The 23,457-nt window shown below is 70.0% G+C and carries 19 protein-coding genes and 1 pseudogene; 5 read left to right on the plus strand and 15 right to left on the minus strand.

All coding sequences use genetic code 11. From position 1 onward, the window contains the following. Positions 1 to 56: 56 nt before the first annotated feature. The 3 genes and pseudogenes from ACZ68L_RS33180 to ACZ68L_RS33190 form a co-directional block, all read right to left on the minus strand. Positions 57 to 899 (minus strand): oxygenase MpaB family protein, encoded by an 843-nt coding sequence (locus ACZ68L_RS33180; protein ID WP_469584518.1) that lies wholly within the window; start codon positions 897 to 899, stop codon positions 57 to 59. A gap of 518 nt (positions 900 to 1,417) precedes the next feature. Then, on the minus strand, positions 1,418 to 3,952 hold the full coding sequence (locus tag ACZ68L_RS33185) for an ATP-dependent Clp protease ATP-binding subunit (RefSeq protein WP_469584521.1): 2,535 nt from the start codon (positions 3,950 to 3,952) through the stop codon (positions 1,418 to 1,420). 353 nt (positions 3,953 to 4,305) lie between these two features. Further along, positions 4,306 to 4,818: pseudogene (locus ACZ68L_RS33190) on the minus strand (universal stress protein); the annotation flags it as partial. A 191-nt stretch (positions 4,819 to 5,009) separates the two neighbouring features. Between ACZ68L_RS33190 and ppk2 the strand changes: the two are divergent. Beyond that, entirely contained in the window at positions 5,010 to 5,831 is an 822-nt protein-coding gene (gene ppk2, locus ACZ68L_RS33195) for a polyphosphate kinase 2 (RefSeq protein WP_469584525.1), read from the plus strand. A gap of 248 nt (positions 5,832 to 6,079) precedes the next feature. On the opposite strand, the gene ACZ68L_RS33200 is transcribed toward ppk2, so the two are convergent. Then, positions 6,080 to 6,961 carry a universal stress protein gene (locus tag ACZ68L_RS33200; RefSeq protein WP_469584527.1) on the minus strand — a complete coding sequence of 294 codons (882 nt, stop codon included), beginning with the start codon at positions 6,959 to 6,961 and terminating at the stop codon, positions 6,080 to 6,082. Positions 6,962 to 7,405: 444 nt separating this feature from the next. Between ACZ68L_RS33200 and ACZ68L_RS33205 the strand changes: the two genes are divergently transcribed. After that, positions 7,406 to 7,867 (plus strand): cyclic nucleotide-binding domain-containing protein, encoded by a 462-nt coding sequence (locus ACZ68L_RS33205; RefSeq protein ID WP_469584529.1) that lies wholly within the window; start codon positions 7,406 to 7,408, stop codon positions 7,865 to 7,867. A 275-nt stretch (positions 7,868 to 8,142) separates the two neighbouring features. On the opposite strand, the gene ACZ68L_RS33210 is transcribed toward ACZ68L_RS33205, so the two are convergent. The 3 genes from ACZ68L_RS33210 to ACZ68L_RS33220 form a co-directional block, all read right to left on the minus strand. Further along, entirely contained in the window at positions 8,143 to 9,321 is a 1,179-nt protein-coding gene (locus tag ACZ68L_RS33210) for an acyl-CoA dehydrogenase family protein (protein ID WP_469584533.1), read from the minus strand. A 102-nt stretch (positions 9,322 to 9,423) separates the two neighbouring features. Continuing rightward, a complete protein-coding gene (locus ACZ68L_RS33215; protein WP_469584536.1) occupies positions 9,424 to 10,581 on the minus strand; it encodes a methyltransferase in 1,158 nt (385 codons plus the stop codon). A 69-nt stretch (positions 10,582 to 10,650) separates the two neighbouring features. After that, a complete protein-coding gene (locus tag ACZ68L_RS33220; RefSeq protein ID WP_114242806.1) occupies positions 10,651 to 10,851 on the minus strand; it encodes a hypothetical protein in 201 nt (66 codons plus the stop codon). Between the two features lie 251 nt (positions 10,852 to 11,102). Here ACZ68L_RS33220 and ACZ68L_RS33225 point away from each other — a divergent pair, with 251 nt between their 5' ends. Then, positions 11,103 to 11,927 carry an endonuclease I family protein gene (locus tag ACZ68L_RS33225; protein WP_469584540.1) on the plus strand — a complete coding sequence of 275 codons (825 nt, stop codon included), beginning with the start codon at positions 11,103 to 11,105 and terminating at the stop codon, positions 11,925 to 11,927. A 196-nt stretch (positions 11,928 to 12,123) separates the two neighbouring features. Here the strand turns inward: ACZ68L_RS33225 and ACZ68L_RS33230 are convergent, their stop codons facing one another. Next, the gene (locus tag ACZ68L_RS33230; RefSeq protein ID WP_469584542.1) at positions 12,124 to 12,690 is read right to left on the minus strand and encodes a hypothetical protein; all 567 of its coding nucleotides are present in this window, start codon (positions 12,688 to 12,690) and stop codon (positions 12,124 to 12,126) included. An 89-nt stretch (positions 12,691 to 12,779) separates the two neighbouring features. Beyond that, a complete protein-coding gene (locus tag ACZ68L_RS33235) occupies positions 12,780 to 13,274 on the minus strand; it encodes a DUF1269 domain-containing protein (protein ID WP_469584545.1) in 495 nt (164 codons plus the stop codon). A 128-nt stretch (positions 13,275 to 13,402) separates the two neighbouring features. On the opposite strand from ACZ68L_RS33235, the gene ACZ68L_RS33240 reads away from it, so the two are divergent. Further along, positions 13,403 to 14,518, plus strand: coding sequence for a baeRF3 domain-containing protein (locus ACZ68L_RS33240; protein WP_469584547.1), 1,116 nt, complete (start codon positions 13,403 to 13,405; stop codon positions 14,516 to 14,518). A gap of 153 nt (positions 14,519 to 14,671) precedes the next feature. Then, positions 14,672 to 14,998, plus strand: a complete 327-nt coding sequence (locus tag ACZ68L_RS33245) for a plasmid stabilization protein (RefSeq protein WP_469584550.1) — start codon at positions 14,672 to 14,674, stop codon at positions 14,996 to 14,998. 28 nt (positions 14,999 to 15,026) lie between these two features. Here ACZ68L_RS33245 and ACZ68L_RS33250 read toward each other — a convergent pair whose 3' ends face one another. The 6 genes from ACZ68L_RS33250 to ACZ68L_RS33275 form a co-directional block, all read right to left on the minus strand. Then, positions 15,027 to 17,414 (minus strand): phosphoketolase family protein, encoded by a 2,388-nt coding sequence (locus tag ACZ68L_RS33250; RefSeq protein WP_469584553.1) that lies wholly within the window; start codon positions 17,412 to 17,414, stop codon positions 15,027 to 15,029. Positions 17,415 to 17,423: 9 nt separating this feature from the next. Next, entirely contained in the window at positions 17,424 to 18,848 is a 1,425-nt protein-coding gene (locus tag ACZ68L_RS33255) for an NADP-dependent succinic semialdehyde dehydrogenase (RefSeq protein WP_469584556.1), read from the minus strand. 185 nt (positions 18,849 to 19,033) lie between these two features. Continuing rightward, positions 19,034 to 19,543: an ATP-binding protein gene (locus tag ACZ68L_RS33260; protein WP_469584563.1), complete on the minus strand. Its 510-nt coding sequence runs from the start codon at positions 19,541 to 19,543 to the stop codon at positions 19,034 to 19,036. 173 nt (positions 19,544 to 19,716) lie between these two features. Beyond that, positions 19,717 to 21,816, minus strand: a complete 2,100-nt coding sequence (locus tag ACZ68L_RS33265; RefSeq protein ID WP_469584566.1) for a xanthine dehydrogenase family protein molybdopterin-binding subunit — start codon at positions 21,814 to 21,816, stop codon at positions 19,717 to 19,719. Positions 21,817 to 21,855: 39 nt separating this feature from the next. Further along, a complete protein-coding gene (locus tag ACZ68L_RS33270; protein WP_469584570.1) occupies positions 21,856 to 22,842 on the minus strand; it encodes an FAD binding domain-containing protein in 987 nt (328 codons plus the stop codon). Next, positions 22,839 to 23,405, minus strand: coding sequence for a 2Fe-2S iron-sulfur cluster-binding protein (locus tag ACZ68L_RS33275; protein ID WP_469584573.1), 567 nt, complete (start codon positions 23,403 to 23,405; stop codon positions 22,839 to 22,841). The genes ACZ68L_RS33270 and ACZ68L_RS33275 overlap by 4 nt, the downstream gene beginning before the upstream one ends. Between the last annotated feature and the right edge of the window lie 52 nt (positions 23,406 to 23,457).

A 23,457-nucleotide genomic window follows, 5' to 3' on the forward strand; every position in this document is an offset into this window, starting at 1 on the left:
CGTCGGTCCGCCTACCCCTTTGCCCTCCCCGGCCCGTCCAGTATGGCGGCCCGGCTTCACAGTTTGTACGGGGTGGGGCGGCTGCCGGGACCGAGCCGGGCCATCGCGTTCAGAATGTGACCGGGCGGGAGTTGCCAGCGGAGCTGCGAGGGAATGCAGCGCAGCGCCCTTCCGGTGGTGCGCAGGCGGCGGTCGACGATGCGCACGGGCCCGGCGGGTCTGCCGTAGAGCTCATGGGCGTACGAGGGCAGTGACTGGTAGGCGAGTGACGCGACGCGCCGCCACAGCAGTGCGCGCGCCGGTACGAGCAGTGCGTGGACCGGTGGCCGGCGCAGGAAGTCGTCGACGTCCAACGCCTCCGGTGAGGCCGCGAGTTGTGGCCGCACCCGTTCGAAGTAGGCGGCGAGCTGTGCGGTGGTGGCGGGTACGTCGGCGGGGTCGAGGCCGACGAGACGTGCGCTGTGGCGGTGCTCGTCGATGTAGCGGTCGGCCTGGGCGTCCGTGAGCGGGAAACCGGAACGGCGTTCGACCTGGAGGTAGGAGTCCACCTCGGCGCAGTGCACCCACAGCAGCAGTTCGGGTTCGTCGACGCCGTACGTCCGCCCGGTCGCCGGGTCGGTGACCTTGAGGAGCCGGTGGATCCTGCGGACCCGGGCCCCCGCCTTCTCGGCGGCTTCGGTGGTGCCGTAGGTGATCGTTCCGACGAAGCCGGCCGTACGCATCAGCCGCCCCCAGGCGTCCTGGCGGAAGTCGGAGTTCTGCATGACACCGCGCACGGCGCGGGGGTGCAGTGCCTGCAGGTAGAGCGCACGCACTCCGGCGACCCACATCATCGGGTCGCCGTGCATCTGCCAGGTGACGGAATCCGGCCCGAAGAGCCCGGGGTCGGCATCCACCATGTCGCCCGTACCTCCCACCGTCTCCACGACGACCGACAACCGGCCCCGATCGGGCCGGAGTTCACTCTCGATGGTATCGCGGCCCCCTGCGCCGCCGCGGCACACGATTCCCGTCGTTCCACCGGTCCCTGGCTGCGGGGGAAGCCGCCGCCTCGCGCGGGAGCGTCACCCGGACTGCCCGGAGCGGATCTTCCGGAAGTCGAATGGCGCGCGTGGGCCGACCTGCATAGCGTGCCAGGAAGGTGCCCTCCATCGCCCTGTACCCGAATGGCGGGAGGATGGAGCGTCTTGAGCGGCGACACCGACGAGCAGACACCGCTGGAGCCCGGAGCAGGACCCGCTCCCGAGCGGCCGTCCCGGACGGCGCCGGTCGGTCTGGTACCACCGCTCGCGAGCCGGGATCGGTCATGGCCCCTGCCCTCACGGCGGCCGCCCGCCACGCCGGGGTCGCCGCCGCGCTGGAACGCCTCCCCGGGGATCCCGCGCCGCGGTGGACGAGCCGGGCCGGACCGCGGCCCTCAGGCCGCGCCGGTGCTCGCCGTCCCCTCGTGGTCCGCACTGCCGTCGGAGTGGTCCTTGCGCACCGTGCAGTGGAGCGAGTTGTCCCGCACATCGGCAACGATCGTGTCTCCGGGCCCGGCCTCACCGCCGAGCAGCAGCGAGGCGACACGGTTGTCGAGTTCCGTCTGGATCGTCCGGCGCAGCGGACGGGCACCGAACTCCGGCTGATAGCCATGAGCGACCAGCAGCTTCTTCGCCGCTTCGGTGACCTCCAGCGTCATGCCCTGCGCGTGGACACGTTGCTTGCTCCGGCCCAGGAGGTGCTCGATGATCTCCGACAGGTCTTCCTCGGTGAGACTGTGGAAGACGATGATGTCGTCGATGCGGTTGAGGAATTCGGGCAGGAACCGTCCCCGCAGGTCCTCCATCAGCACGTCCTTGAGCTCCGCCGCGTCGCCCTTGTGGGCGAGGATGCGATGGGCGCCGATGTTGGACGTCATGATGACGACGCAGTGGCGGAAGTCGACCGTGCGGCCCTGTCCGTCCGTGAGACGCCCGTCGTCGAGGATCTGGAGCAGTGTGTTGAAGACGTCGGGGTGTGCCTTCTCCACCTCGTCGAACAGCACCACGCTGTACGGGTGGCGCCGAACCTTCTCGGTGAGCTGGCCGGCCTCTTCGTAGCCGATGTATCCGGGGGGCGCTCCGACGAGCCGGGCGACGGTGTGCTTCTCCTGGAACTCGCTCATGTCGAACCGGATCATGCGGTTCTCGTCGCCGAACAGCAACTCGGCAAGTGTCTTGGCGAGTTCGGTCTTGCCGACACCCGTCGGCCCCAGGAAGAGGAACGAACCGACAGGGCGGTTCGGGTCCCCCATGCCCGCTCGATTCCGGCGCACGGCTTCGGATACCGCGGTGACCGCCTCGTTCTGGCCGACGATCCTGGCGTGCATCTCCTCTTCGAGTTTGAGGAGCCTCTCCTTCTCGCTCGCGGTGAGCTGGGAGACCGGAATCCCCGTGCGGCGGGAGACGATGTCGGCGATGTCGGCGGCCGTGACCGAGACAACCCCTTCCCGGCGCTCCTCGATTCCCGCGAGCTCGCCCTCCACCTCGGCGATCTGCCGCTTCAGTTCGGAGGCCTGCTCGAACTCCTCGCCCGCGACGGCCTGGTCCTTCTCACGTCGCAGCTTCGCGAGGCGGTCCTCGCGGCTGACGATCTCGGTGGAACGGCCGGCACTGCGCAGTCGCACGCGGGCGCCCGCCTGGTCCATCAGGTCGATGGCCTTGTCGGGCAGGAACCGGTCGCTGATGTAGCGGTCGGAGAGTTCCGCCGCTGCCGTCAGGGCCCCGTCGGCGAAGCGGACCTGGTGGTGGGCCTCGTACGCGTCCCGCAGCCCTTCGAGGATCTGGACCGTCTCCTCGACCGTCGGCTCCGGGATCAGGACGGGTTGGAAGCGACGTTCGAGCGCGGCGTCCTTCTCGACGTGCTTGCGGTACTCGTCGATCGTCGTCGCCCCCACCACGTGGAGCTCGCCGCGTGCGAGTGCGGGCTTGAGCATGTTGCCCGCGTCCATGGAGCCCTCACCGGTCGCACCCGCGCCGACGACGGTGTGCAGTTCGTCGATGAAGAGGATGATATCGCCGCTCGCCTCCTGGACGTCCTCGATGACCTTCTTCAGGCGCTCCTCGAACTGGCCGCGGTACTGCGCGCCGGCCACCATGCCGGACAGGTCCAGGGACACGACCCTCTTGTCCTTGAGTGTGTCGGGCACTTCGCCCGCCACGATGCGCTGGGCCAGTCCCTCCACGATGGCGGTCTTCCCGACACCGGGCTCGCCGATGAGCACGGGGTTGTTCTTGGAGCGCCGCGAGAGGATTTCGACGGTCTGCTCGATCTCCTCCGCCCGGCCGACCACGGGATCGAGCCTTCCCGCCTTCGCTTCCTCGGTCAGGTCCCTGCCGAACTCGTCCAGGGTCGTGGACGGCTGCTTCCCGGCAGCGGGAGCACCGCCCGTCGCGCGGGTCGCCTGTTCTGTCAGGCCGCGCAGCTTCTGCACGTCCAGGTCCTCCGCGCGCAGGAAACGGGTGGCACCGGATTCGGAGTCGCCGAGGAGCGCGCCGAGGATGTGCTCGGGGCCGATGTACGACACCCCTGCCGCCTGCGAATCGGCGTAGGCGGCGGCCAGGGTGCGCTTCGCCGCCGGCGTGAGTCCCGGCTCCGCGGACGGCTCGCCGGACTCCCGGGGAAGCACTTCGGCGATCTGAGTCGCGAGCGCTTCGGGGTCCACTCCCACCTGGGACAGCAGCCTTCGTGCGGGATCGACCTGTGTGGCCGCCCAGAGGAGGTGCTCCGTGTCGAGGTCGGACGTTCCGTCCTCGGCCGCCTTTCGCGCGGCCGTGTTGAGGAGTTCGTGCGACGAATCGGTCAGGAGCCGTCCGATGGGTACGCGCTGCACGGCTGGGGGCGACGTTCCGGGCGACATCCCAAAGAATCGATTCAGCAGATCGCTGAACGGATCGGCCGAACCGAAGGGTGAACCGAACGCCATCGACATGTCAGCTCCTGATGCGCGAGGGGGTTCCTCACACTCAAACTCGATGTCCACCGCTCCGCAAACGGAATGGCGCTGCGCTGTCGGCGCAGCCCGAGGGGCGGACGGCAGCTGCAGGAGTCCCTCACCGGGACGGCGTGGACGTTCCCTGATCACGACCGCACACCCGATCACGCCGAGCCGGCCGATGGGCGACCCGTTCCTGCCGTCTGCCGCACCGGCTGACCTCGTGGACGCCCTACGCCACGCCTCATGCATGTGGCCCATCTCGACGCGGACTCCGGATCCGGCGCGACACACCCCGTGGTACGGCCCGCCCCCCGGCCCCGCTGACCGGCTCCGTACGGCTGCTCGGCTCAGGCATGGGGAACGACAGCGACAGGGCAGCGCGCGTGATGAATGGCGGCCTGGGCGACCGGGCCCAGGTGTGACGCGGGGGCGGGGCGGTGCTTGCGTCGGCCGACCACCAGCAGGGCGGCGCCTCGGGCGGCCCGTACGACAGCCTTGGCGGGGCTTTCGAGAGCGATGCTGTCGCTCACCTCCACACGCGGGAACTTGTCACGCCAGGGGCGGAGGATCTGGTTGAGGTCCTTCTGCGCGTCCTGAGTGATTTCTTCCGCCACGTCGTGATCCACGCCCCAGGGCGCGTATGCGACCAGCGGCAGGCTCCGGCCATGGACGGCTCGAAGAGGCACGCCTCGCGCTGCGGCGGTACCGAAGGCGAATTCGAGCAGGTCGTCGCAGGGGCCGTGCAGTTTCAGTGCCACCGCGACGCCCCTTGCCACGGCTGGAGCGGGTGACGGCTCCTGTCCGTGCGTTTCGGCGCGTACCAGCACCACCGGCCCAGCGGCCCGTGCCACGACGGGCATTCCACGACGATCCGGTCCTGACAGCACGGCGGTCCCGGCCCATGGGCCCACCGGGCAGGCAGGCTCGGGTGATCCAGGCCGCTGCTCCCGCTGATCCACGCCGCGGGGCACGCCGTACCGAGCCTGCGCGGCGAAGCGCGATCGGCGCTGACACTTGACTTCGAGGATGTTTTGCTCCATAACGTCATCCCATGTCGGACAAGAAAGACTCGGGCCGGCCCGGAAAGCTGCCGCGTTCGTTGTACGAGCGGGAGCTGTACCGGCTCCAGACCGAACTCGTGAAGCTCCAGGAATGGGTGCGGGCCGAAGGCGCACGGCTCGTCGTGGTGTTCGAGGGGCGTGACGCGGCGGGCAAAGGCAGCACGATCAAACGCGTCACCGAATACCTCAATCCCCGGGTGGCACGCATCGTCGCGCTGCCGCGGCCCACCGAGCGCGAGCGCGGGCAGTGGTACTTCCAGCGCTATGCCGAGCACCTCCCAGCCGAAGGGGAAGTGGTCCTGCTCGACCGGAGCTGGTACAACCGCGCGGGCGTCGAGCGCGTCATGGGTTTTTGCACCATGGAGGAATACCAGCGATTCCTTCGCCAGTGCCCGATCTTCGAGCGGATGCTGGTGGAGGACGGCATTCTGTTGCGCAAGTACTGGTTCTCGGTAAGTGACGCGGTGCAGGAGGAACGGTTCCGACGCCGACTGCAGGATCCCACCCGTCGGTGGAAACTCTCACCGATGGACCTTGAATCGATCACCCGCTGGGAGGACTACTCACGGGCGAAGGACGAGATGTTCGTCCATACCGATATCTCGGAGGCTCCGTGGTACGTCGTCGAGAGCGACGACAAGCGCCGGGCCCGGCTGAACATGATCGCCCATCTGCTGTCCACGGTGCCGTACGAAGCGGTCGCCCCGCCGGTGATCGAACTTCCTCAGCGGCCTCCGGCCACCGGATACCGACGGCCGCCGAGAGACCTCCAGACGTATGTCCCCGACCACGCGTCACAGCTCAGCAAGTGAGTCGAGGGGTCTCACACGATCAGGCCGCCGGAGGTACGACAGCCACCGGACGATCGGCATGGTGGAGCAGGACATGGGCAACTCGGCCGAGCCGGAGTCCGGGGTGGCGGCGATGCGCTCCGACGGCGGGCGGCGCCCTGGTCCTGTGAACCACGCGATGTTGCACCATGCACCCTGCCCCGCGTCGCCGTCGTCCCCGGCACCCGTCGAGCGCGACTGCGGCACGGGCCCTCAAGGGGCGCCTTTCGTCAAGGGTGGGGAACGAGGACGACCGGGCAGTGCGCGTGGTGCAGGACAGCATGCGTCACGCGGCCGAGCGGAGAGCCGATGGAGTGGGAACGCCGACGCGATCCGATGACGATCACGTCGGCGTCGGCGGTCGCTGCCACCAGCGCCTCGGAGACGGATCCGGCATGAACGACATGCTCGGTCACCGTGAGACCCGGAAACTCCTTGTGTACGGGCTCGACGAGGCGGGCAGTCACTGCCGCCTGATCCGCGGCCAACCGGCCCACACTGTCGAACATCGTCGCCATGCTGCCGACGTTCTCGAGGAGCACCCAGGCGTTGAGCACCCGCAGCGAGACGCCCTCCCGCGCGGCCAGACGGGCGGCAAGGCGCAGCGTTTCCTTGTCACGCTCATCCCGTACCCCGGCCAGGACGACACCGGCCGGTTCACGGTCCTCACCGCTGGGCACGACGACAACCGGAACGTGGGAGCGCGCGGCTACCCGGAGTGAGTCCGAACCGACCAGCAAGGACGCGAATCCGCCGCGTCCACGGGAGCCCACGACGATCGTGGCATCGGGGCCGGCTTCGCTGAACAAGCATTCCGCTGTCTCGTTCTCGCACACAGCCGTCGTCACAGGGACGGCCGGATCAAGTCGGCGTGCGACGACGGCAGCCTCTTCCAGCACACCTTCAGCGAAGTCGTCGATTCGCTGGATGTCCTCCCGGGAGAGGTACAGCCTTCCACGGCCCGTCCCGGTGGCGTACACGATCCGCAACGGCCGACTGCGGGCGGCAGCCTCGCCCGCAGCCCATCGCACGGCTCGCATCGCGTGGTCGGAACCATCGGTGCCGACCACGACCGGTCCCGACATGGTCGCGCTTGATCGAGTACGGTCCATGGTCTCTCCTCGAAGTTGCGAGCGCCGATCCGTCAGCGATTTCGGAACTGCTCGGACAGCGCTGCTTCCGCCTCGTCCCCCTCCGGCTCCCACTCCATACACCTGTTGCTGTCCACCGGCTTCGTGAAGACTTTCCACACTGCGACGAAAAGTCCCGTCGCCACTACGAGAGTCCCTGTTGCCGTCATCCATGCAGGTGCAACGGCCCCACCGGGCGTCATGGGATCCCCGCCGGTGGCCACGCCTTGTTGAGCGGCGGCCCACGATGGATCTGCGGCAAGGTCCACAAGCACGATGTCGCAGGCCCTGACCATCGGCATGCGGCGTACCGGCCGGCGTGGATTCCGTATCGTCACGCAGCGCGGTCGAGCGTCCCTCCAGAACCACGCATATCGTTCAGAGCGGGCGGTCGCGTGCACACCGTCGGCCCGGAACGGAGGTCCCATGGCAACGGCCAGGAGTCTGCTCGACGTGATCCCGCCCGAGAACCGGGCCCGCTTGCTCGACGCGGCAGCCAGCGACGTACCGCTGGTTCTCGACGCACGGCTCTTCGAAGAGGGCAGAAGGGCCGACCGCTTCTGGGTCATCCGCTCCGGACAGGTCGAGGTCGACCTCCATGTGCCCGGCCGCCGTGCGGCGGTCGTCGAGACACTGGGACAGGACGATCTGCTGGGCTGGTCCTGGCTGTTCCCCCCGCATGTGTGGCATCTGGGTGCGCATGTGATCCGGGCGGGACAGGCCGTGGAATTCGACGCCGCTGCCGTCCGCTCGCTGTGCGAGGCCGATGCGGTGCTGGGCCGGGCGGTCTACAAGTACGTCGCCGAGACAGTAGCGGAACGACTGTACGGCACACGGAAAAGGCTGCTGCAGTTGTACGGGCCCGGGGCCGAGGCCCCTGACGACTGAACGATCCGGAACACGGGACCGTTCGGCCCCGGTGTGTTCCTCCTGTGCGAACTCACCCTGACGAGGCGGGACTGCGCGACCCGCGCTCGCAACCGCCGCCCCGCTCCCACGGAATCCCGGTGCCGGCCATCCGCCGAATGTGCCGACTACCGTCCGTGGCCACAGCCGTTGTGACCACAGCTCGTTCATGTCACCTGCGGCATGGTCCGACCTGCGTGTTTGACACCTAAGGGCTGGCCCGGTCCATGACAACCAGAATCTGTGGCCGCAGCCGCTCACCGCCGTACGCGCGGCATCCCCAGCCCGATCCACGAGATGATCTCCCGCTGGATCTCGTTGTTGCCGCCGCCGAAGGTGAAGATGACGGCCGACCGGTAGCCCCGTTCGAGTTCGCCGTGGAGCACGGTGCCGGCCGACCCCTCCTTCAGCGGTCCCGCCGAGCCGACGACCTGCATCAGCCATGCGTAGGCGTCGCGGCGTGCCTCCGAGCCGTAGACCTTGACGGCGGAGGCGTCCTGCGGGGTGAGGGTCGCGTTCTGGACCGCCGACACCATCTGCCAGTTGAGGAGTTTCATGGCGTCGAGCCTGGTGTGGGTGCGGGCGAGGAGGGCGCGGACCCAGCCGAGGTCGATGACGCGGCGGCCGTCGGCGAGTTTCGTGTCCGCCGCCCAGCGCTGGACGTCGTGGAGGGCGCGGATGGCCATGGTGCCGTGGGCGGCGAGGGTGACGCGTTCGTGGTTGAGCTGGTTGGTGATGAGGCGCCAGCCCTTGTTCTCCGTGCCGACGCGGCGGGAGACGGGGACACGGATGTTCTCGTAGTAGCTGGCGGTGGTGTCGTGCGAGGCGAGGGTGTTGATCAGGGTGCACGAGTAGCCGGGGTCCGTGGTCGGGACGAGCAGCATGGTGATGCCTTTGTGCGGCGGGGCGTCGACGTCGGTGCGGACGGCGAGCCAGACCCAGTCGGCGGTGTCTCCGTTGGTCGTCCAGATCTTCTGCCCGTTCACGACGTAGTCGTCGCCCTCGCGCACGGCTCGGGTCTTGAGCGCGGCGAGGTCGGTGCCCGCGTCGGGTTCGCTGTACCCGATCGCGAAGTCGATCTCGCCCGAGAGGATCTTCGGCAGAAAGTATGCCTTCTGCTCGTCGGTGCCGAACTGCATGATCGTCGGACCGACGGTGTTGAGGGCCATCAGCGGCAGCGGTACGCCCGCCTGGGCGGCCTCGTCGAAGAAGATGAACTGTTCCATCGGTGACAGCCCCCTGCCGCCGTACTCCTCGGGCCAGCCGACGCCGAGCCAGCCGTCGGTGCCCAGGCGTCGGATCGTCTCCCGGTAGAAGTTCTTCTGGGCGGCGGGGTCGGCGTAGCGCGCGTAGGCGTTGTCGGGGACCAGTCCGGCGAAGTACGTACGCAGCTCGGCGCGCAACTGCTGCTGTTCAGGCGTGTATTCGAGGTGCACGGCCCCTCCAGGAGTCTCGCGTTCGCGTCGCCCGTGTGCGGCGGCGCACACAGTAGAACGTGTTGCAAGAATCTGGAAGGGCCAGGACGCCCCGGGCGGACGTCAGCGCTTGACGGCACGCAGCACGACGAACTTCGGGTCGCCCGCGACCGTGGTGCAGTTGCCGAAGACACGGCGCAGCTGGGTGTGGTAGCCGAGGTGCCTGTTGCCGACGACCCACAGCTCACCGCCCGGCCGCAGTGCGGTGCGCGCGCTGTGGAACATGGTGCGGGCCGTCGCGTCGGTGGTGGCCTGGTGGGAGTGGAACGGCGGGTTGTTGAGCACCAGGTCGACACCGGCGGGCGGCAGCCGTGTCAGCCCGTCGCCGACCATGAAGTCGGCCTTGGCGTCGGGGCCGGCGTTGGCCCGGAAGGTCTCCTCGGCGGAGGCGACCGCCTGGTACGACTCGTCGATGAAGGTGACCGTCGCTTCGGGGTTGGCGAGCGCCGCGGACAGCCCGACGACGCCGTTGCCGCAGCCGAGGTCGACGACCCGGTCGGGGCCGCTGCGCGCGGGGAGATGGCCGAGGAAGAAACGGGTTCCGATGTCCAGGCGCTCGGCGCAGAAGATGCCGGCGTGATTGGTGACCGTCCGGCCGGAGACCGGGCCGACACCTTCGGGCAGGTCGTAGCGGTACGGCCAGGGGCTGGGCGTACGGGGCAGGTCCGGGTCCGGAGTGCAGAAGATGAGTCGGGCCTTCTTGACCGCCAGGGAGGTGCGGGTCGGACCGATGATCCGCTCGAAGAGCCTGAGGGTGGAGGTGTGGATCTCCTTGACCATGCCGGTGCCGATGACCACGGTGCCCGCATGGACGGCCGGCGCGAGCCGGTGCAGCTGGTCCTCCAGGAGCGCGAGGCTCTTCGGTACGCGCACCAGCAGGACGTCGACACGGTCCGGTGGCGTGTCCCTGGCCGACAGGAGGCGTACCGAATCGGCGGCCATGCCGTTGCGGTCCAGGTTCGCCAGGGTCGCGCGCTGCGCCAGATAGGAGTCGGTGATCTGTACGGGGCGACGTCCGGCCAGAACGGTGCTCAGGGCACCCCAGCGGTCGCCCACCACGACCACGACGCCGGACAGGTCGACCGGCTCCGACTCCTCGGTCCCCTCCAGCTGCCGCAGCAGGTACTCATCGGCAGCGTCCCAGGCGCGGAAGGGGTCGCGCGGGTCCTCGGGAAAGCGGGCGAGCTCGTACCCGGCCCCTGACGTCGTCAAACGGTTCATTGTCCACCCAGGCTAGCCGAGCCGCGGGGCGCGCCCACACGCTCCCCGCGCCGGCCACCGGGTCATACGTCAGGGCAGCGCCTTGTCGATCGCCGACCGCCCCTCCCGGGCGAGCCTGCGCTCGGCCCACTGAAGATTCTTCGGAGTCAGGTCCCGCCCGGAGGCGAGCACCAGGTCCTCTGCCGACGGATTGTCGCTCCCGCCGGTGTGCAAGAGGCTGTCGGGAGTCACTCCCCGAGCTGCGGATACGGATTCGGGCTCGTCGCTCATGCCGCCTCCTCGTCCTTTCGGTCATTCTCGCCCCGCGTCCGGCCCGCCGCATCCGAGGACCCACCATCCCGCTCCCGGCACCGCACAGGGACGCTCGCTTGACCTGCACATGATAAGTGCACAGCGTTCACACCACGGTCACGGTGCGTGTGGAAGGCTCCCGCTGACCCCGTACCACACGACCATCGCGGCACCGCTCCCCACCTTGTGACGGCGTCGTGGTGCCCGCATTTTCGGAGAGGACACCCCACATGTCCCGTCGTCACGTTCCTTACCGGCGCCCTCTGCTGGCGACCCTCGCCGCGTTCGCGGTACTCGCCGGCACCGCGGCCGCCGCGCCGGCCGCCACACCCCAGGGCGCGCCGGTCGCAGCGACATCGCTGCGGACTCTCGACGACACGTACTACCAGGACGCGGTCGGCAAATCCGGAACCGCGCTCAAGAGCGCGCTGCACACGATCATCAGCAGCCAGACCAAGATCTCCTACAGCCAGGTCTGGGACGCGCTCAAGAACACGGACGAGGACCCCGCCAACCCCTCGAACGTGGTCCTCCTCTACTCCGGACGCTCCACGCCCAAGAGCAACAACGGCGGCTCGGTCGGCCAGTGGAACCGCGAGCACGTCTGGGCCAAGTCCCACGGCGACTTCGGCACCGCCACCGGCCCCGGCACCGACATCCACCACCTGCGCCCGGAGGACGTCACCGTCAACTCCATACGCGGCAACAAGGACTTCGACAACGGTGGCAGCGCGGTCAGCGGCGCACCGGGCAACTACACCGACAGCGACTCCTTCGAACCGCGCGACGCGGTCAAGGGTGACGTGGCCCGCATGATCCTCTACATGGCGGTGCGCTACGAGGGAGGTGACGCCTTCCCCGATCTCGAACCCAACGACAAGGTGTCCAACGGCTCCGCACCGAACATCGGCCGCCTCTCGGTACTGAAGGCGTGGAGCCAGGAGGACCCGCCGGACAGCTTCGAGAAGCGGCGCAACGACGTCATATTCAACCAGTACCAGCACAACCGGAACCCGTTCATCGATCACCCGGAATGGGTCGCGTCCATCTGGTAGGCGGGCCGGGCCCGCCCCTTCGCCGCCCCGGCACCGGCCGTGCCGCTCGCGCACCAGGCCGCGGCCTCCTCATGGGAGGCGCTGGACCGAAGGCCGTACACCCGTCCTGCTCTCCGGCACCGGGGAGCAGGACGGGGTGGGCGGAGGGCAGGTCATCGGCGGTAACGGCTCGAACCGGAGTCACCGGACCCGGCCGTCAGCTGCGCTCGGCCTGGGCGATCCGGGGAAACGTCTTGACGCCCGCCGCCTTGCGGCTGTTCGCGTGCTCACTGACGGTCCGGCCGGGCGGGACGTCCGCCAAACCGAGCACGACCGTGTCGAGCACCTTCCCGGACGCGTCGACGAACTCCACCTTGACGGCGTAGAAGGCGGCCTTGTCCGTCCGGTTGGTGACCCGGACGAGGGCGCTGCGGAACTGCTCGGACTTCTCGACCGCCAGCCCCGTCACGGAGACGTCCTGGACCGCGTTGCCCCTCCCCCGGACGCCTTCGAGCTGTTTGACGGCCCGCTGCCGGTTGCGCTCGGCAGCCGCGGAGACCGAGGCGGCGAACTCCTGCTGGGAGCGCTGACTGGCGCTTGTGGAGGGGGTCGGGGAGGGTTCCGGGGACATCGTGCGGGTACTCCTGGCCACGCCCGGCGAAGTGGTGCCGGAGCTTCCGCAGGCGGCAGTACCGGAGATGATCACCGCGGCCAGCGCGGCGGGGGCCAGGCTACGGGCTGCGCGGCCACCGAGGGCGTGCCGCAGGGGGCTGGTCGGAATCACGGACGCTCCGTCTGCTCGTAAGGACATGGGGGAGATGGGGTCAGGCAGGCACAGTGCGAGAGCCCGGGTCGCCGGGCTCTCCCGGACGGTCAGGCCGCGTCCTCGCTGAAGACCTCGCGCAGCCGCGCCTCGCTCTGCGTGTCCAGGTTGCTGTGCAGCAGTTCGGCGCCTCCATGGGGCAGCGCCGCGCTGATCCGGTCGGGCACCTCGTTCATGGTCAGCAGGAAGAGGGCCGAAGTCCCGGGCGTCACCTTCTCCTTGACCTCTGCGATGAAGTCGTCGTCGATGCCGAAATCGGCCAGCTTGCCGCCCAGCGCTCCGGCCGCCGCGCCGATCGCGGCACCCAGCAGCGGCATCAGGAAGATCAGGCCGAAGAGCATCCCCCAGAACGTTCCGCTCAGCGCCCCGGCACCGACGAGGTTGATCAACTGCTTGGTCCTGGGCTTCGGCCGATCCGCGGGCCAACTGACCACGGCCGCGTCGAGGATCTTGATCAGCCCCTCCTTCTGGAGGGACTTGAGTGTCGCCTCCACGCGGTCGGCACCCTCGGCCGACGGAAACTTCCACACGGTGAGTGTGGACATCATGCACCTCCTGGGACCACTAGCAGACAACTCGCTCATATTAGGTTCAAAAGGTATGAATTGACTCGTCGAATGCACCCGCTCCAGTAGGGAGCGGACGAGCGGAGCCAAGCCCCTGGGAGAGAACGATGGATGCGGATGCCCTGACCTCCGGCCTGTTGAAGAAGCTGCGGGCGGCCAAGCCCTATCCAGCCCTGTCCCTGACCATGCCGACGCACCGCCGCGCTCCGGACAACGCCCAGGACGCCGTTCGGCTGCGCAACCTGGTGGCCGAGGCCGGCAACCGGCTCGAAGCGGACCCTGCGGTCACCCGCGAGGCCCGGAGCGCCATCCAGGAACAACTCGACCGGGCGGTCGCGGAGGTGGACCCCCGCCGGGCCCTGGACTCCCTGGTGCTCCTCGTCACCGCCGACGAGCACCACATCTGGCAGCTCCCCCGCACCGCGCCCGATCGGGTGGTGCTCAGCGACAGCTATCTGACCCGGAACCTGGTCGCCGCGAAGGCCCAGGCGCAGCCGTTCTGGGCGCTCACCGTCTCCGCCGAGCACGCCGCCCTGTGGAGCGGCACGGCGGACGTCCTGCACGAGGAGGAGACCGGCGGGTTCCCGCTGACGGCACCGCGGGAGGCGCCCGACCCGCAGCGCGAGGAGCGGATCGGAGACACCCCGAGCACCTTCAGCGACGAGGAGACCCGCACCTTCCTGCGCACCGTCGACGAGAAACTGCGCGCGGCGCTGGCCACCGACCCCCGCCCGCTGTACCTGTTCGGCCTCGCTCCCGCGCTCGCCCTCCTGGACGAGGTCGGGGAGAGCGCCGGGGCGGCCGTGGGCCGCGTCACCAAGGGCGTACCGGCCGACATGACGGCGAGCGGCCTGCTCAAGGAGCTGCGGCCCGCGCTCGACCACCGTCGGCAGCGGTTCTCGGCGGAGATCGACGGCACGCTGGACGAGGCGCGCGGTCGCCGCGCCTTCGCGGGTGGTCTCGACGAGGTGTGGGCCGCGGTACGGGAGGGCCGCGCCGGACTGGTCGCCGTGGAGGAGCACTTCCAGCAGACCGTGCGGGTGAGGGACGAGCACCTCGAACCCGTGAGCGGTGAGGCCGCGGACCTCACGGACAGCTCGGTCCGCGAGGACATCGTGGACGAGCTCGTCGAGACGGCCCTGGACAGCGGCGCCGACGTGGTGTTCCTCGCGGACGGATCGCTGGCGGAGCACGGACACATCGCGACGGCCCTGCGCTACTGAGCGGGCCGCGACCCTGCGCCGCACGCCATGTCCGCCACCGAGACAGGCGTGCGGGCCCCAGGGGCCGCTGGGAGACTGGAGAGGGCCCCGATCGCGTCCCGGCACAAGCCTCCGGGCCCCGGGACAAGTCCTGACGAGAGGAGTGACCGCACCATGCCACGTGGATTTGATGCCAAACGGGAACGACAGTACGAGCACATCAAGGAGAGCGCGCAGGAGCGAGGGGTCAGCGAGGACCGGGCGGAGGAGATCGCGGCCCGTACGGTCAACAAGGAGCGTGCCCGCGCCGGCGAGTCGAGGACCGCGAGCCGTACCTCCGTCGAGGACATGTCGTCCGCACGGCGCGGCGGTCTGCGCTCCCCCAGCGGAGCCGGTGGACCGACTCGCGACCAGCTCTACGAAGAGGCGAAGAGGAAGAACGTCCACGGACGCTCGAACATGACGAAGGCCCAGCTCGCGCGCGCGGTCGGCCGCGGCTGAGCCCACACCGCCAGGATCCGGGGCGGCGTCAGCCGCTCCAGGTCCAGCCGGCCACCTCGGGCAGGTCCGTGCCGTACTCGCGGATCCAGGCGTGGTGACGGGTACGGGCGTCCGCCATCGCCTGGCGTACCGCCACGGCACGGACGTCGAGGCCGGGCACCCGGTCGATGACATCCATGACCAGCCGGTAGCGGTCCAGGTCGTTGCGGACCACCATGTCGAAGGGTGTGGTGGTGGTCCCCTCCTCCTTGTAACCCCGCACATGCAGCTGCTCATGGCCCGCGCGCCGGTAGGCCAGCCGGTGGATGAGCCACGGGTAGCCGTGGTAGGCGAAGATCACCGGAGAGTCACGGGTGAACACCGCGTCGTACTCCGGGTCCGGCATTCCGTGCGGGTGCGCCTCACGGGGCAGCAGCCGTGCCATGTCGACCACGTTGACCACCCGTACCGCCAGTTCCGGCAGGTACCGACGGAGCAGATCGGCCGCCGCCAGTGTCTCCAGCGTGGGTACGTCACCGGCGCAGGCGAGCACCACGTCGGGTTCCCGGCTGCCGTCCTCCGTGCCCGCCCACTCCCACACGCCGGCGCCGCGGGCGCAGTGCGCGCGGGCCTCGTCGAGGGTCAGCCAGTCGAAGCTCGGCTGTTTGCCGGCCACGATCACGTTGACGTAGTCGCGGCTGCGCAGCACGTGGTCGGCGACGGAGAGCAGGGTGTTGGCATCCGGCGGCAGATAGACGCGGACGACTTCGGGGCTCTTGTCGAGGACGTGGTCGACGAATCCGGGGTCCTGATGGGAGAAGCCGTTGTGGTCCTGGCGCCAGACGTGCGAGGTGAGCAGGTAGTTGAGCGAGGCGATGGGGCGGCGCCAAGCCAGCCGGCGGGAGGTCCTGAGCCACTTGATGTGCTGGTTGACCATCGAGTCGACGATATGGGCGAACGCCTCGTAGCAGGAGAAGAGTCCGTGCCGGCCGGTGAGGAGATAGCCCTCCAGCCAGCCCTGGCACAGATGCTCGGAGAGCACTTCCATGACGCGTCCGTCGCGGGAGAGGTGTTCGTCGGTCGGCAGGGTCCGCTCCTGCCACGCCTTGCCGGTGGCCGCGTAGAGGGCGTCGAGCCGGTTCGAGGCGGTTTCGTCGGGGCCCATGACCCGGAAGTCGCGGCGCTCGGCGGTGGCGGCCATGACGGCCTCCAGCAGGCCGCCCAGCACCCGGGTCGGCTCATGCAGCACGGTGCCGGGCTTGGCGACCTCGACCGCGTGGTCCTCCAGCGGGGGAATGGGCAGGTCCCGCAGGAGCAGACCGCCATTGGCATACGGGCTCGCGCCGAGCCGGGCCGCACCCTCGGGCACGCAGTCGAGCACCTGCGGACGGGGACGGCCCGCCGTGTCGAAGAGTTTCTCCGGCCGGTAGGAGCGCATCCACGCCTCCAGCTGCCGCAGATGGCCGGGGCTGTCCCGGACACCGGGCAACGGGACCTGGTGGGCGCGCCAGGTTCCTTCGACCGGCACGCCGTCGACCTCGGCCGGGCCGGTCCAGCCCTTGGGGGTGCGCAGCACGATCACCGGCCAGTGCGGGCGCTCGGTGGTGCCGCCGGTCCGGGCCGCGGCCTGGAGTTCCCGGATGCGGTCGACGGCGCGGTCCATCGCGGCGGCCATCGCCCGGTGGACCGTGAGCGGGTCGTCGCCGCCGACGTACAGGGGGTCGTGCCCGTAGCCGCGCAGCAGGGCGTCGAGTTCCGGCTCCGGGAGACGGGCGAGCACCGTCGGGTTGGCGATCTTGTAGCCGTTGAGGTGGAGGATCGGGAGGACGGCTCCGTCGTGCACCGGGTCGAGGAACTTGTTGGAGTGCCAGGACGCGGCGAGCGGCCCGGTCTCGGCCTCGCCGTCGCCGATGACACAGGTGACGAGCAGGTCCGGGTGGTCGAGGGCGGCACCGTAGGCATGGGTGAGGGCGTAGCCGAGTTCGCCGCCCTCGTGGATGGAGCCCGGGGTCTCCGGCGCCACATGGCTGGGTACCCCGCCGGGGAAGGAGAACTGCTTGAACAGCAGACCCATCCCGTGGGCGTCGCGGCTGACATCGGGGTACGTCTCCGAATAGCTGCCTTCCAGCCAGGAGTTGGCGAGGACCGCGGGTCCGCCGTGTCCGGGACCCCAGACGCACAGTCCGTCGATGCCGCGGATCTTGATGACGCGGTTGAGGTGGGTGTGGACCAGATTGAGTCCGGGCGAGGTGCCCCAGTGGCCGAGCAGGCGGGGTTTGATGTGCTCCCGGGCGAGCGGCCGGCTCAGGAGCGGGTTGGCCATGAGGTAGATCTGTCCGACGGTCAGATAGTTCGCGGCTCGCCAGTACGCGTCGAGCGCGGCGATCTCTTCGTCGGAGGGGCCGGTCGTCGCCGGCGGGTGGGCGGCGTGGCTCATGTACGTCTCCTAGGACGAGGCGCCGACGGACTCGGGGCCGTACCAGACGGTGGTCGCGTTGCAGAATTCGCGGATGCCGTGCCCGGCGAGTTCACGTCCGTAGCCGGAGCGCTTCACGCCGCCGAAGGGCAGCGCGGGATGGGACGCGGTCATGCCGTTGAAGAAGACTCCGCCCGCCTGCAGATCGCGTACGCAGCGGCGGGCCTCGTCGGCGTCGCGGGTCCATACGTTGGAGCTAAGGCCAAAGGGGCTGTCGTTGGCGAGCGCCACGGCTTCGCCGAGTCCTTCGACACGGTACAGCGTGGCGACGGGGCCGAACGTCTCCTCGCGGTGGATGCGCATCGCGGGCGTGATCCCGGTGAGGACGGTGGGGGCGTAGAACCAGCCGCGCTCCAGCTCCGGCCCCAGGCCGTCGGGCCGGCCGCCCCCGCACAGCACCTGCGCACCGTGCCGTACCGCGTCGTCGACCAGTTCCTCCAGGTCGGCGCGCCCCTGCTCGCTGGAGAGCGGGCCGACGTCGGTGGATTCCCGCAGCGGATCGCCGACCGTCAGATCACGCATGCCCACGGTGAACCGCTCGGCGAACTCGTCGTACACCTCCGTGTGCACGATGAACCGCTTGGCGGCGATGCAGGACTGGCCGTTGTTCTGCACCCGGGCGGTCACGGCCGTGCGGGCGGCCCTGGCGACGTCCGCCGACGGCAGGACGAGGTACGGGTCGCTGCCGCCCAGTTCCAGGACGGTGCTCTTCACCTCGTCGCCCGCGATCGCCGCGACCGAGCGGCCGGCCGGCTCACTGCCGGTGAGGGTGGCGGCGGCGACCCTGGGGTCGCGCAGGATCGACTCGACCGCCCCGGATCCCACCAGCAGGGTCTGGAAGCATCCCTCCGGGAACCCCGCCCGGCGGAACAGGAACTCCAGGTACATTGCCGTCTGCGGGACGTTGGACGCGTGCTTGAGCAGCCCGACGTTCCCGGCCATCAGCGCGGGCGCGGCGAACCGCACGACCTGCCAGAGCGGGAAGTTCCACGGCATCACGGCGAGGACGGCGCCCAGTGGGCGGTAGTGGACATAGGCCCGGGAGGCACCGGAGTCCTTCACATCGGCGTCCGAGGGATGTTCGTCCGCGAGGAGTTCCTCGGCGTGGTCCGCGTACCAGCGCATCGCCTTCGCGCACTTGGCGGCCTCCGCGCGGGCCGCCTTGACGGGTTTGCCCATTTCGGTGGTCATGGTGCGCGCGATGTCCTGCTGGTCGTCGTCGAGCAGTCCGGCGGCCAGGTTCAGCAGCCGGGCCCGTTCGTCGAATCCGGTGGTGCGGTACTGCCGGAACGCGGTGTGGGCGGCGTCGAGCTTCTGCTCGATCTCCGCCGCTCCCAGCGCGTCGAACGTTCTGAGGGTCTCGCCGTTCGCGGGGTTGACCGTCGCGATGGGCATGACAGTGGTCTCCTTGCCTCGGTACTTCGACCGTGCCGCGCCCTGCGCCGTGCCGCAACGCGGGCCCTGTCGGGCGGATACCCGACCGGCGCGGACCACGCGTGCGATGCGCACGCCGTCCGCGCCGGGAGGGTGAAGCGTTCAACGGGTACGGAAGCAGGCGGTGCCTCTCCCGGTGGCCCGCTTCAGACGAGAGCGGGCACGGTGCCGGACGCCGCCGTGGTCTCCGGGACTGCGTCCGGGATCGCGACGGGCGGACGGCGGGACTCGCGCACACCGGGCAGCGGCGCCGACGGCACGAGGTCGACGGTGCGCGGCTCCTTCGCGTACCGGGTGAACCAGACCACTTTGCCCTCGGCGGTGCGGCAGGTGCCCCAGCTGTCGCTCAGGGCCATCACGCGGCTGAGACCACCGCCGCCGGTGCTGAGCAGTCGCGGCATCTCTGAGCCGTCGTCGGCGACGGAGACCGTGAGATGCCGCCCGGACCAGCGGAGTTCGACGACGCAGTTGTTGTCGTCACCGACATGCCGGTGGACATTGGTCAGCAGCTCCTCCACGCCCCGGCACACCGGCCGGATGTGAAGTTCGAGACTCCAGTGGCGGAGGTGTGCGGCGATTATTCGCCGCAGTTGCGAAACACGCTCTGCCGAAACCTGGAGTTCGACCAGATAGTGCCGGTCGAGTTGAACGGTCATCGTCGAGGCTCCTCACATCGAGGCCCACTGACTTCGCCTCATTGCACCAACGACCCCCCAAACACGAAGAGTGAGCAGATATCGCTTCTGGGTCACTCCACAGAGTGACCCGGCAGAGCCGGTTGCGCAACACAGGGCAGGACGGTCCGGCCGTTCGGGCGAATCGGTCCAGGTCACAGGAGGTACGGCAACAGTGTGTCCGGGGTGAGCGGAAGGCTGCGCAGCCGGACGCCGGTGGCGTGCCGGACGGCGTTGCCGACGGCCGCCGCGGCACCGACGATGCCGATCTCACCGATGCCCTTGCTGCCCATCGGGTTGAGATGCGGGTCCTCCTCGTCGATCCAGTGCACCTCGATCCGCGGCACGTCGGCACAGACCGGCACGTGGTAGGAGGCCAGATCGCTCTCGGTGAAGTCGCCGAAGACGGGATCCATGGTGCTGCCCTCGGTCAGGGCCATGCCGATTCCCATGGTCATTCCGCCGGTGAACTGGGAGCGCGCGGTCCTGGGGTTGAGGATGCGCCCGGCGGCGAAGACACCCAGCATCCGGCGCACCCGCACTTCTGCGGTGCGGGAGTCGACGGCGACTTCGGCGAAGTGCGCTCCGAACGCGTGGCGTGCGTACGGGGATGCCGTGGACGTCTCCTGCTCGGTGTCCGCGAGGACCGTCAGCCCCTCTGCGGGAAGGGGGCCGGTGCGTTCGCTCAGCTGTCGCAGGAGGGCGGTGGCCGCCTTGTGCACGGACCAGCCCCAGGAGGCCGTGCCCGAGGAGCCTCCGGCCAGTGGGGCGTCGGGCAGTTCACTGCTGCCGATGTCGATCCGGACGTTCTCCACCGGGGTGTCCAGCACGGAGGCCGCGATCTGCGCGAGCACGGTACGGGCGCCGGTGCCGATGTCGGTGGCGTTCACCCGGACGCGGTACGAGCCGTCGGGTGCCGCGTGCGCCGAGGCACTGGAGGCCCCGATGTACACGGGGTAGGTGGCGGAGGCGACCCCTGTGCCGAGCAGCAGCGGCCCCTCCTCGCGGACCGCGGGGCGCGGATCGCGGTCGTACCAGCCGAAGCGCGCGGCCCCCTCCTCCAGGCAGGCCGCCAGGCCCCGGCTGCTGAACGCGCGGCCGGAGTCGGGCTCGTGCACCGGATCGTTGCGCAGGCGCAGTTCGACGGGGTCCATGCCGAGGGCCGCGGCGAGTTCGTCCATGGCGGATTCCAGCGCGTACAGGCCCGGGGCCTCGCCCGGTGCGCGCATCCAGGAGGGACTCGGCACGTCCAGGGCGGCCACCCGGTGGGCGGTGCGGCTGTGGCCCGATCCGTACATGACGCGGGTCGGTACGGCCGCCTGCTCCACGAACTCCTTGAGGGTGGAGGTGTGGGTGATGACCTCGTGGATGACCGAGGTGAGGGTGCCGTCGAGTTCGGCGCCCAGCCGGACGCGCTGCAGGGTGGGGGCACGGTGGCCGACCACGGCGGCCAACTGGCGCCGGGGCAGGGCGACCTTGACGGGGTGTCCGGTGTGGCGCGCGGCCATGGCGGCGAGGACGGTCTGCGGGCGCGGGGTGCCCTTGGAGCCGAAGCCGCCGCCGACGTGCTCGGAGACCACGGTGACCTGCTGCGGCCGGAGTCCGAACGCGGCGGCGAGGCTGTCACGGACCTTGGTGGAGCCCTGACTGGAGTCGTGGACGGTCAGTTGCCCGTCCACGGTCCACCGCGCGGTCGCGGCGTGCGGCTCCATGGGATGGTTGTGCAGGGCGCCGACGGTGTAGGTGGCATCGACCTGCACGGGCGCCGCGACGAAGGCCCGGTCGGCGTCGCCGCGTTCACGGACGGCGGGGTAGTCCCCGTTGACGATCTCCGGTGTGTACAGGCCGGGGTGGTCCTCGGTCAGCACGACATCGTGCTCCACGGGTTCGTAGTCGATGCGCAGCGCCTCGGCCCCGGCGCGGGCGTGTTCGAGCGTGTCCGCCACCACGAGCGCGATGTGCCAGCCCCGGTGCGGGACCCGGTCGTCCTGGAGGAGGGCGAGGATCGGGTCGTCGGGCTGTTTCAGCGTCGGGGCGTTGTCGTGGCTGAGGACGGCGCGCACCCCTGGCAGGGCCAGTGCCGCGTCGGTGTGGATGGCGCTGACGCGACCACGGGCGATCGTGGCGGGGACGGGCCAGCCGTACAGACAGCCCTCAGGGGTGTGCTCGGCGGCGTAGCGGGCGGTGCCCGTGACCTTGTCCCGGCCCTCGCGGCGTGCGACGGGCGTTCCCAGTGGTGGAGGGGCCTGGCTCATGACGGGGTCCTCACGTCTGCGGGTCGTGTCTGCGGTTGCTCAGCTGTCGGCGGCGAGTTCGGCCAGTGCGCCGACCGCCAGATTGCGGGCGAGGCCCACCTTGAAGGCGTTGTCGCGCAGCGGCCGGGCCGCGGCGAGTTCGGCGTCCACGGCCCGTGCGAAGGTCTCGTCGGTGGCCGGTGCGCCCCGCAGTACGTCCTCCGCGGCATGTGCGCGCCAGGGCCGGTGGGCGAGTCCGCCGAAGGCCAGCGCCGCGTGTTCGATCCGGCCGTCGCGGACCCCGAGTACCGCGGCGACGGAGGCGAGGGCGAAGGCGAACGAGGCGCGGTCGCGGGCCTTGCGGTAGAGGGAGCCGGCGCCGTCCGGGCGCGGCGGCAGAACCACCTCGGTGATGAGCTCACCTGCCCGGATCTCGGTGTCCTGCTGGGGGCTGTCGCCCGGCAGCCGGTGGAATTCGGTGGCGGATACGGTGCGTTCGCCGTCCGGTCCGTGCAGCTGGAAGGTGGCGTCGAGGGCGGACAGGGCGACGGCCATGTCGGACGGGTGGGTGGCGACGCAGTGCTCGGAGTGGCCGAGCACGGCGAGATCCCGGTGCGCGCCTTCGCGGGCGGGGCACCCGCTGCCGGGCTCCCGCTTGTTGCACGGTTTGGCGGTGTCCTGGAAGTAGGGGCAGCGGGTGCGCTGCAGCAGGTTGCCGCCGGTCGTGGCGGTGTTGCGGAGCTGCCCGGAGGCGCCCGACAGCAGTGCCTGCGACAGGGCGGGGTAGCGGGTACGTACCGCGGGATGGGCGGCCAGGTCGCTGTTGCGTACGGTGGCGCCGATGCGCAGGCCGCCGTCGTCGGTGTCGGTCACCCGGTCCAGGGGCAGTCGGCTGATGTCGACAAGCAGCGCGGGTGTCTCCACGCCGAGCTTCATCAGGTCGACGAGGTTGGTGCCGCCGCCGAGGAACGCGGTGGCGGGGTGGGCGGAGCCCTCACGGACCGCTTCGGCGGCGGACCGGGCACGGAGATAGGCGAAGGGTTTCACGGCGCCACGTCCTCGATCGCCTCGACGATACGGGGGTAGGCACCGCAGCGGCAGAGGTTGCCGCTCATCCGCTCGCGGATCTCGGGGGCGTCGAGCGGCGCGGGGGCGGAGACGGGGGCGGTGCGTGCGGTGACGTGGGACGGGAAGCCGTCCGCCACCTCGCCGAGCAGGCCGACGGCCGAGCAGATCTGGCCTGGTGTGCAGTAGCCGCACTGCAGGGCGTCGCGGTCCAGGAAGGCTTCCTGGACGGGGTGGAGCCGGTCGCCGTCGGCGAGGCCTTCGACGGTGGTGACGCGGGCGCCGTCGTGGGCGACGGCGAGCAGCAGGCAGCTGTTGGCGCGCCGCCCGTCGACGATGACGGTGCACGCCCCGCACTGTCCGTGGTCGCACCCCTTCTTCGCACCCGTGAGGTCCAGGTGCTCGCGCAGGGCGTCCAGGACCGTGGTGCGGTGATCGAGCGTCAGGGTCCGCTCGGTTCCGTTGATGTGCAGCGTCAGGGTGGAACGGTCGGCAGTCGCTCCCAGCTGTCGCGCACCGTCGTCCCGCCCGTGTGAGGGGTCCACTCACTCGCACCTTTCAGAGGTAGCCTTTTGTCCGTTTTCTACCAGATAGGCT

It is taken from the genome of Streptomyces sp. NPDC104309 (assembly GCF_055584025.1).

Excerpts from the sequence above, each read along its gene's own strand:
- ACZ68L_RS33180 (WP_469584518.1), bottom strand. The coding sequence starts at position 899 with ATGGTGGATGCCGACCCCGGGCTCTTCGGGCCGGATTCCGTCACCTGG.
- ACZ68L_RS33185 (WP_469584521.1), bottom strand. The coding sequence starts at position 3,952 with ATGTCGATGGCGTTCGGTTCACCCTTCGGTTCGGCCGATCCGTTCAGC.
- ppk2 (WP_469584525.1), top strand. The coding sequence starts at position 5,010 with ATGTCGGACAAGAAAGACTCGGGCCGGCCCGGAAAGCTGCCGCGTTCG.
- ACZ68L_RS33200 (WP_469584527.1), bottom strand. The coding sequence starts at position 6,961 with ATGGACCGTACTCGATCAAGCGCGACCATGTCGGGACCGGTCGTGGTC.
- ACZ68L_RS33205 (WP_469584529.1), top strand. The coding sequence starts at position 7,406 with ATGGCAACGGCCAGGAGTCTGCTCGACGTGATCCCGCCCGAGAACCGG.
- ACZ68L_RS33215 (WP_469584536.1), bottom strand. The coding sequence starts at position 10,581 with ATGAACCGTTTGACGACGTCAGGGGCCGGGTACGAGCTCGCCCGCTTT.
- ACZ68L_RS33220 (WP_114242806.1), bottom strand. The coding sequence starts at position 10,851 with ATGAGCGACGAGCCCGAATCCGTATCCGCAGCTCGGGGAGTGACTCCC.
- ACZ68L_RS33225 (WP_469584540.1), top strand. The coding sequence starts at position 11,103 with ATGTCCCGTCGTCACGTTCCTTACCGGCGCCCTCTGCTGGCGACCCTC.
- ACZ68L_RS33235 (WP_469584545.1), bottom strand. The coding sequence starts at position 13,274 with ATGTCCACACTCACCGTGTGGAAGTTTCCGTCGGCCGAGGGTGCCGAC.
- ACZ68L_RS33240 (WP_469584547.1), top strand. The coding sequence starts at position 13,403 with ATGGATGCGGATGCCCTGACCTCCGGCCTGTTGAAGAAGCTGCGGGCG.
- ACZ68L_RS33245 (WP_469584550.1), top strand. The coding sequence starts at position 14,672 with ATGCCACGTGGATTTGATGCCAAACGGGAACGACAGTACGAGCACATC.
- ACZ68L_RS33250 (WP_469584553.1), bottom strand. The coding sequence starts at position 17,414 with ATGAGCCACGCCGCCCACCCGCCGGCGACGACCGGCCCCTCCGACGAA.
- ACZ68L_RS33255 (WP_469584556.1), bottom strand. The coding sequence starts at position 18,848 with ATGCCCATCGCGACGGTCAACCCCGCGAACGGCGAGACCCTCAGAACG.
- ACZ68L_RS33260 (WP_469584563.1), bottom strand. The coding sequence starts at position 19,543 with ATGACCGTTCAACTCGACCGGCACTATCTGGTCGAACTCCAGGTTTCG.
- ACZ68L_RS33265 (WP_469584566.1), bottom strand. The coding sequence starts at position 21,816 with ATGAGCCAGGCCCCTCCACCACTGGGAACGCCCGTCGCACGCCGCGAG.